The sequence below is a fragment of the Hoeflea sp. BAL378 genome (assembly GCF_000759435.1).
Classification (GTDB): Bacteria; Pseudomonadota; Alphaproteobacteria; order Rhizobiales; family Rhizobiaceae; genus Hoeflea.
Genome location: NZ_JRJG01000140.1, coordinates 22,313 through 28,312, shown reverse-complemented (window position 1 = coordinate 28,312; position 6,000 = coordinate 22,313). Strand labels below are relative to the sequence as shown.

7 protein-coding genes are annotated in these 6,000 nt (G+C 64.8%); 3 read left to right on the top strand and 4 right to left on the bottom strand.

The window, feature by feature from the left end; translation table 11 throughout:
• Positions 1–66 precede the first annotated feature (66 nt).
• Positions 67–594 carry a gamma carbonic anhydrase family protein gene (locus tag LL06_RS22940; RefSeq protein WP_035532459.1) on the top strand — a complete coding sequence of 176 codons (528 nt, stop codon included), beginning with the start codon at positions 67–69 and terminating at the stop codon, positions 592–594.
• 214 nt (positions 595–808) lie between these two features.
• Here LL06_RS22940 and LL06_RS22935 read toward each other — a convergent pair whose 3' ends face one another.
• The 3 genes from LL06_RS22935 to LL06_RS22925 form a co-directional block, all read right to left on the bottom strand.
• Positions 809–1,399, bottom strand: coding sequence for a transglutaminase-like cysteine peptidase (locus LL06_RS22935; RefSeq protein ID WP_035532456.1), 591 nt, complete (start codon positions 1,397–1,399; stop codon positions 809–811).
• A 490-nt stretch (positions 1,400–1,889) separates the two neighbouring features.
• Positions 1,890–2,501, bottom strand: coding sequence for a PilZ domain-containing protein (locus LL06_RS22930; RefSeq protein ID WP_035532455.1), 612 nt, complete (start codon positions 2,499–2,501; stop codon positions 1,890–1,892).
• Positions 2,502–2,589: 88 nt separating this feature from the next.
• A complete protein-coding gene (locus LL06_RS22925; protein ID WP_035532452.1) occupies positions 2,590–3,216 on the bottom strand; it encodes a PAS domain-containing protein in 627 nt (208 codons plus the stop codon).
• Between the two features lie 349 nt (positions 3,217–3,565).
• Here LL06_RS22925 and LL06_RS22920 point away from each other — a divergent pair, with 349 nt between their 5' ends.
• Positions 3,566–4,285 (top strand): rhomboid family intramembrane serine protease, encoded by a 720-nt coding sequence (locus LL06_RS22920; RefSeq protein ID WP_035532450.1) that lies wholly within the window; start codon positions 3,566–3,568, stop codon positions 4,283–4,285.
• Positions 4,286–4,462: 177 nt separating this feature from the next.
• Entirely contained in the window at positions 4,463–4,891 is a 429-nt protein-coding gene (locus tag LL06_RS22915; protein WP_035532448.1) for a CBS domain-containing protein, read from the top strand.
• 48 nt (positions 4,892–4,939) lie between these two features.
• Here LL06_RS22915 and LL06_RS22910 read toward each other — a convergent pair whose 3' ends face one another.
• Entirely contained in the window at positions 4,940–5,899 is a 960-nt protein-coding gene (locus LL06_RS22910; RefSeq protein ID WP_152599736.1) for a patatin-like phospholipase family protein, read from the bottom strand.
• Positions 5,900–6,000: the final 101 nt, after the last annotated feature.

Genomic DNA, 6,000 nt, shown 5'->3' with positions numbered 1-6,000 from the left:
GGGCCGCGGCCAGCGGCCCGCCTCCCCATGAGCCGCCCGGCAGTGAGCGAACGAAAAGGAACAGGAATGGCGATCTACAGTCTTGACGGCAGGCAACCGGTCTTGCCGGACGGGTTTTATTATGTCGCCGACACCGCACAGGTGATCGGCCAGGTCGTTCTGGAGGAGGGCGCCGGCATCTGGTTCGGCTCCGTGCTGCGCGGCGACAACGAAGCCATCCGCATCGGCGAGGGCTCCAATATCCAGGAAAACTGCATCCTGCACACCGATATGGGCTTTCCGCTCACGGTCGGCAAAGGCTGCACCATTGGCCATTCGGCCATCCTGCACGGCTGCACGATCGGCGACAACAGTCTGGTGGGCATGGGGGCGACGGTGCTCAACGGCGCGCGGATCGGCGAGAACTGCCTGATCGGCGCCGGCGCGCTGGTGACCGAGGGCAAGGTGATTCCCGACAATTCTCTGGTGGTGGGCTCGCCCGCGCGCGTGGTCAGGACGCTCGAGCCGGAGGCCGCCGACATGCTCAGGCAGTCGGCCGCCCATTACGTGGAAAACGCCAGGCGGTTCGCCGCCGGCCTCAAGCGGATCGACTGACGGGCCGCCGATGCTGCCCGGGCGCGCCGGCTCTGCCGTCCCCGAAAAAAAGGGGAGCCGATCCCAGGGGACATTGGGATCGGCTCAAGGCCAGGTCGTTGCGGGGAAGCATGGGGACTCGACCTAGGCCCTTTTCGCACCGGGCGCAGACGCTGCGCCTGGTATTCCTGACGTCCGGACGGCCCCCGCGGCGTGTCTGTCCGGACGCATCAAATCAGTTGCCGATCGTGCCGACCTTGGTCGCCGATCCCGGTCCGAGCTTGGTCCAGGCGGCGGCGTTCTCGGACGACTGGCGCTTGACGAAGGTGTAGCCGGTTTCCGACCATAGCCGCACGTCGCCGCGCATGTTGTCGAGAATGTAGTCGCCGTAGTCGGTCCTGACCGTCAGCACGGCATGACCGTCGCCATTGGGTTGCAGCACCACCGTGATCAGCAGGTCATTGGCCGAGAAGCCCTCCTGCATCAGCATGTGCCGCTTGAGCAGGACGTAGTCCTCGCAATCGCCGACGGTGCGCGGGTAGGACCACAGTTCCTCCACACCATAGATGTTGAGATCCGTGTCGGGCTGGATGCCCTGATTGACGCGGGCGTTGATCTCGAGCATCTGCGCCCACCGCTTGCGCGTCAGCTCCATCGGCCCCTTGTCCTGGCCGAGCGCCGCGCATTCGCCCGGATAGCTCTTGCAGAATTCGAAATGGCCGATCGGCGGATTGGTCTTGCCGGCCGGAACCAGGTTGGTCGGCGCCGCGAGGCTCGCGGTCGAAAAGGTGATGGCCAGGCCAAAGGCCGCGGCGATAGTCCCCATTGCTTTGAAATGTGCGTGCATTGTTGTGTCTCCCCGTTATGGGACAACAATGCCATTCAAGATTTGAGATCGCGCAAATATAGATAGTACATTTAAGTACTCATTTGAGTACAATACTATTAGTATTTGTCGAAAACAAAATTAAAACAAGTATAAAATACACGGCAATCCGGCAAGGATTTGCAAACCATGCGCCCCGGCGCGCGGCGCGGTTTTGTGGTCCCCAGGCATGCCGGAACAGGAGGCTGGAAAGCTGGCGGCAGCGCCTGGGGGGGCTCGGCCACGGGAGGCCGGGCCGCACAAAACCGCGGGACGTCCTCCGCGAGCGGTCCTGCCCCGGGAGGCCGAAGCTGAAAACAAAAAAGCCGGCTATGAAAGCCGGCTTGGTTCTAGGGATAAGGGTTCGGGAAGTCGCTCATCGATCCGTCCGGAGCGGCAGTTCGGACACAGACGGCCGGCGGCGGGCGGACCGACAGGGCAGGGACTGTTGCTAGGAAAGCTTGTTGATGGCGTCTTCGGGCTGGATCGTCATGAATTCCATGGCGATGCCTTCCTGGAAATGGCGGACGACGCGGCCGCGCATGTTGCCCAGGAGCACCATGGTGCCGAAGGCGGGCCGGACGTCGATCTCGACCGCGGCGCCCGACACGGAAAGGTCGATGATGCGGCAGGGATAGCGGCGGCCGTCGTCGAGCCGGATCTCGGAGATCGGATTGCTCGGCGCCACGCGCTCGTGGCGGCGGTCCTCGGGCAGGCCGAGTTCGTGCTTGTTGGCGAGCCAGGTGAGCTGCGCCGAAAGCTTGTCGCGCTTGCGGTCGGTGGCGTTGATGGCGATCGTGAAGGCGCGGACAGAGGTCTCCGTCACCTTGCCTTCGACCCGGCCGATATAGTCGAGATAGGCGACGATGCGCTCGCCGACTTCGGGCCGGATACCGGACGAGATCACCGCGTCGAACGGCGACATGGTGTCGACCATGCAGTCATGTTCGGAATGGTCGGCGCGCATGAACCGGCCCTGGACCGAGATCTTCACGCGACTGTACTGCCGTTCGGGCGCCTCAGGCGGAGCGTAGTAGTGAGATGAGGAGTTCACGGTCAACATAACAGCCCTGTCTAGTCCCGGTGTTTGCTTGGGCCATCCTATGCCGGTCAATGTTAATAATGCGTAAGCCCGGCGACGTGGGCACACGTTAGTCGCGACGTCCGCCCTCGAGCACCACCAGATGCGCCACCCTGCGCGCGTCCGGGCGCGGCGGGGATTTCGCGGAGCGCGCGGCCGTGGCGAGGCCGATTTCCGGTCGGTTGGCCAGGAACAGCGGGTCGCGCGACGGATCGATGAAGCGGATGCCGGTGGTCGAAAAGCCGGCGAGGGGATCATGTCCCACCCAGTAGGGCGGCTCGAACACCGACACCAGGCCGATCAGCCGGTCGTGCTCGCCGGTTGGGCCGGTGATCGGCAACAGCAGCATCTCGGCCTGGGCCACGCGCCCGCCGTTCGTCAGGCAATCCAGCGACAGCGCCGCGGGCGTCGCCCGCGAGGCCACCGCCGCCCCGGTCCGCGCGGCATTGCGCACGCCGTCGGCAAGCCAGAGCGAGCCGAAAGCGGATCCCTTGAGTTCGCGGCAGAACAGCGAACACAGCGCCGTCCCCGCGAGCCTGAAGTTGAGCTGGTCCTGGGCATCGAGATCGCAGATGAAGACGTGGGGCAGCAGGTCGCGGATGTCGGCGGGCTCGATGTCGGTGCGGTTGGGCGCCGCGCGGGCGCCGCGCTTGGCCGTCCAGTACTCGTAGAGTCCAAGGCTGTTCTTGTGTTTCATGACTGTGCCACTCCGGGGGCCGGAATTTGGGAAACGGCGCCGGATCTGCGCCGTTCTGGCACAGAGTGGAGCCGCATTGCGGTTGTGGAGTTATCAATGCGAAAACCATGCCACGGCCGCGCCATTAAGGTTAATTTTGGGTTGCCGTTGCCGCCGGACCTGTCTCATGGCATGATTGGTCATTGCTTCACGAAGGGATGGTCCTTCAGCACCAATTTGGACGAGGGGACTCGACCGGCCGTTCGCTGCTTGCGGACGGCTTTTTTTTGCGCTCACGGCGTTGCCAGCGCGGGATGCGGGCTCTACTCCTCGCCGAGACGATCTTGTCCGCAGAGGATACGCAGGCGCGATGACCCATCAGGATGCCCCAAGAGACGACGGACCGGAGATGCCGCGGCACGAGCCGTTCTTCAACATTCCCAATGTGGTGCTGGGAATGGTGCTGGTGATGGTGGCGATCCAGGTGGCGCTCGACTCGCTGCTTCCGCAACAGGCCGTGCTCGAGATCATTCTGCAGGGCGCATTCATTCCGCAACGCTACTCGGTGCCGATCGCAGGCCAGGTGGGGCCCTATCTCTGGTCGCCGTTCACCTATTCGCTGCTGCATGGCGGCTATGCCCACCTGGCGCTCAACTCGTTCTGGCTTGCGGCCTTCGGCTCGGTCGTGGCCCGCAGGATCGGCTGGGCGCGGTTCCTGGTGTTCTGGGCCGCGGCAGCCGTCGCCTCGGCGGCCCTGTTCCTGGTGTTTCACTGGGGCGATGAGAGCGTCATGGTCGGCGCCTCGGGAGTCGTCTCGGCGCTGATGGGCGCTGCCGCGCGCTTCGCCTTCGGACGCGGCGGCTTCCGCCGCGACCTGGCTCACCTCAATCCGCGCGCGTCCGTCGTCCAGTCGCTCGGCAACCGCACGGTGGTGGCCTTCCTGGCGGCCTGGTTCGGGATCAACCTCTTGGCGGCGACGGGCTTTTCCTTCGGCATCGCCGATTCGGCCATCGCCTGGGAGGCCCATGTCGGCGGCTTCCTGTTCGGTTTCCTGGCCTTTTCGCTGTTTGACCCGCTGGGGCGCAGATGAGCCAAGGTCTTTCCGTCGGCCCCTCCAGAAGCGCGTAAGATTCCGTTCCGGTTTGTGAAACCGGCCGCGGATCCCAAGACTTGCAAACAGGGATCATCGGGCGCACGATGCCGCGATCAGCGTATGCGCCAACCCGGTTGGCAGGCATCCGCGGCACTCTTGCGGAAGGAGGACTGCATGACTGTTAGACACATACTCGACCAGAAGGGCCGCAATGTCGTGACCGTAAACCCCACCATGGTCACCGAGGAGGCCGTGCGGTTCCTGGCCGACAACAAGATCGGCGCGGTGGTGGTGACCGGCGCGGGCGGGAAGATCGCCGGCATCCTGTCGGAACGCGACATTGTCCGGGCCGTCGCGAAAAAAGGCGCCGCGGCGCTGACGGCGCCGATCTCGGATATCATGACGTCGAAGGTGACCACCTGCGGCCAGTCGCATTCGGTCAACCAGGTCATGGAGCTGATGACCAATGGCCGCTTCCGGCACCTGCCGGTGGAAGAGGATGGAAAGCTGATCGGGATCATTTCGATCGGCGACGTGGTGCGCCGCCGGATCGAGGATGTCGAGCGCGAAGCCGCCGAGATCAAGGCCTATATCGCAAGCTGAGTTCCGCGCCCGCCACGCCGGCCGGGCCCGCAGGACCGGCTCACGCCGTCACAGCGGCCCGATGGCGGCCTGCATGCGGGCGATTTCGCCGAGCTTGGCGGAGGCTTCCTGATAGCCGCGATCGATGGCCTCGCTGGCGCGGTGAAATTCCGACAGGCCGATATCGGCAAGCCTGGGGTGCAGCGACAGGTCCGGCGGATCGCCGGCGAGCCGCGCCCGCGAAATCCTGTCCTGAATGATGTTGAAGGCCTGCACCATGACGGCCGTCATACCGAGGCGGCTCTCGCGCGGTCGCGCGCGTTTGCCCGCGCCGCTGTCCTCGGGGACCGGCTCGCTGGCGGTGTGCTTGATCACGGCGGAGCGGCCATAGAGGTCGTAATGCAGGTTGACCGCGACGACCAGCGGCTGTTCATGCGCCCGGCAGACCGACACCGGCACCGGATTGACCAGAGCGCCGTCGAGCAGCGTGCGGTTGTTGCAGCGCACCGGCTCGAAGATCCCGGGCAGGGCATAGGAGGCGCGGATGCCGGTGATTAGCGAACCCGACGAGATCCAGACCTCGTGGCCGGTGTTGAGTTCGGCGGCGACCGCGACGAAGGTGCGGTCGAGATCCTCGATGTTGACGCCGACCAGGTGCTCCTGCATCCGGTCATTGAGCCGCATGCCGCCGAACAGGCCGCCGCCGCCGATGGCGAAATCGAGAAGGCCGGCGATGCGGCGCATGGTCAGGCTGCGGGCGAAGGCTTCCAGCTCATCCAGCCGTCCGGCCAGGTAGCAGCCGCCGACCAGCGCGCCGATCGAGGTGCCGGCGATCATCGACACTTCGACGCCGGCCTCGTCGAGCGCGCGCAGCACCCCGATATGGGCCCAGCCGCGAGCGGCGCCGCCACCGAGCGCGAGCGCAATACGAGGTTTGTGCGGAACGTGTTGGTGCATGGCGCTCACAGGCGTCGACGGCTTGACGATGATGGCCTGCTCCGCAACGGCAGGCACGGTGGATCGGTTCATGTTCCAGTTCAGCATCTACTCAATCCTTCCCGCCGAACACTCCCCAGTGCTTTATGTAATGACACCAGCAATGGGTTTCAATTTCGTGAAGGAGGTCGAAT

Coding starts and splice junctions, on each gene's coding strand:
- LL06_RS22910 (WP_152599736.1), bottom strand. CDS start 5,899: ATGAACCGATCCACCGTGCCTGCCGTTGCGGAGCAGGCCATCATCGTC.
- LL06_RS22920 (WP_035532450.1), top strand. CDS start 3,566: ATGACCCATCAGGATGCCCCAAGAGACGACGGACCGGAGATGCCGCGG.
- LL06_RS22930 (WP_035532455.1), bottom strand. CDS start 2,501: ATGTTGACCGTGAACTCCTCATCTCACTACTACGCTCCGCCTGAGGCG.
- LL06_RS22925 (WP_035532452.1), bottom strand. CDS start 3,216: ATGAAACACAAGAACAGCCTTGGACTCTACGAGTACTGGACGGCCAAG.
- LL06_RS22935 (WP_035532456.1), bottom strand. CDS start 1,399: ATGGGGACTATCGCCGCGGCCTTTGGCCTGGCCATCACCTTTTCGACC.
- LL06_RS22915 (WP_035532448.1), top strand. CDS start 4,463: ATGACTGTTAGACACATACTCGACCAGAAGGGCCGCAATGTCGTGACC.
- LL06_RS22940 (WP_035532459.1), top strand. CDS start 67: ATGGCGATCTACAGTCTTGACGGCAGGCAACCGGTCTTGCCGGACGGG.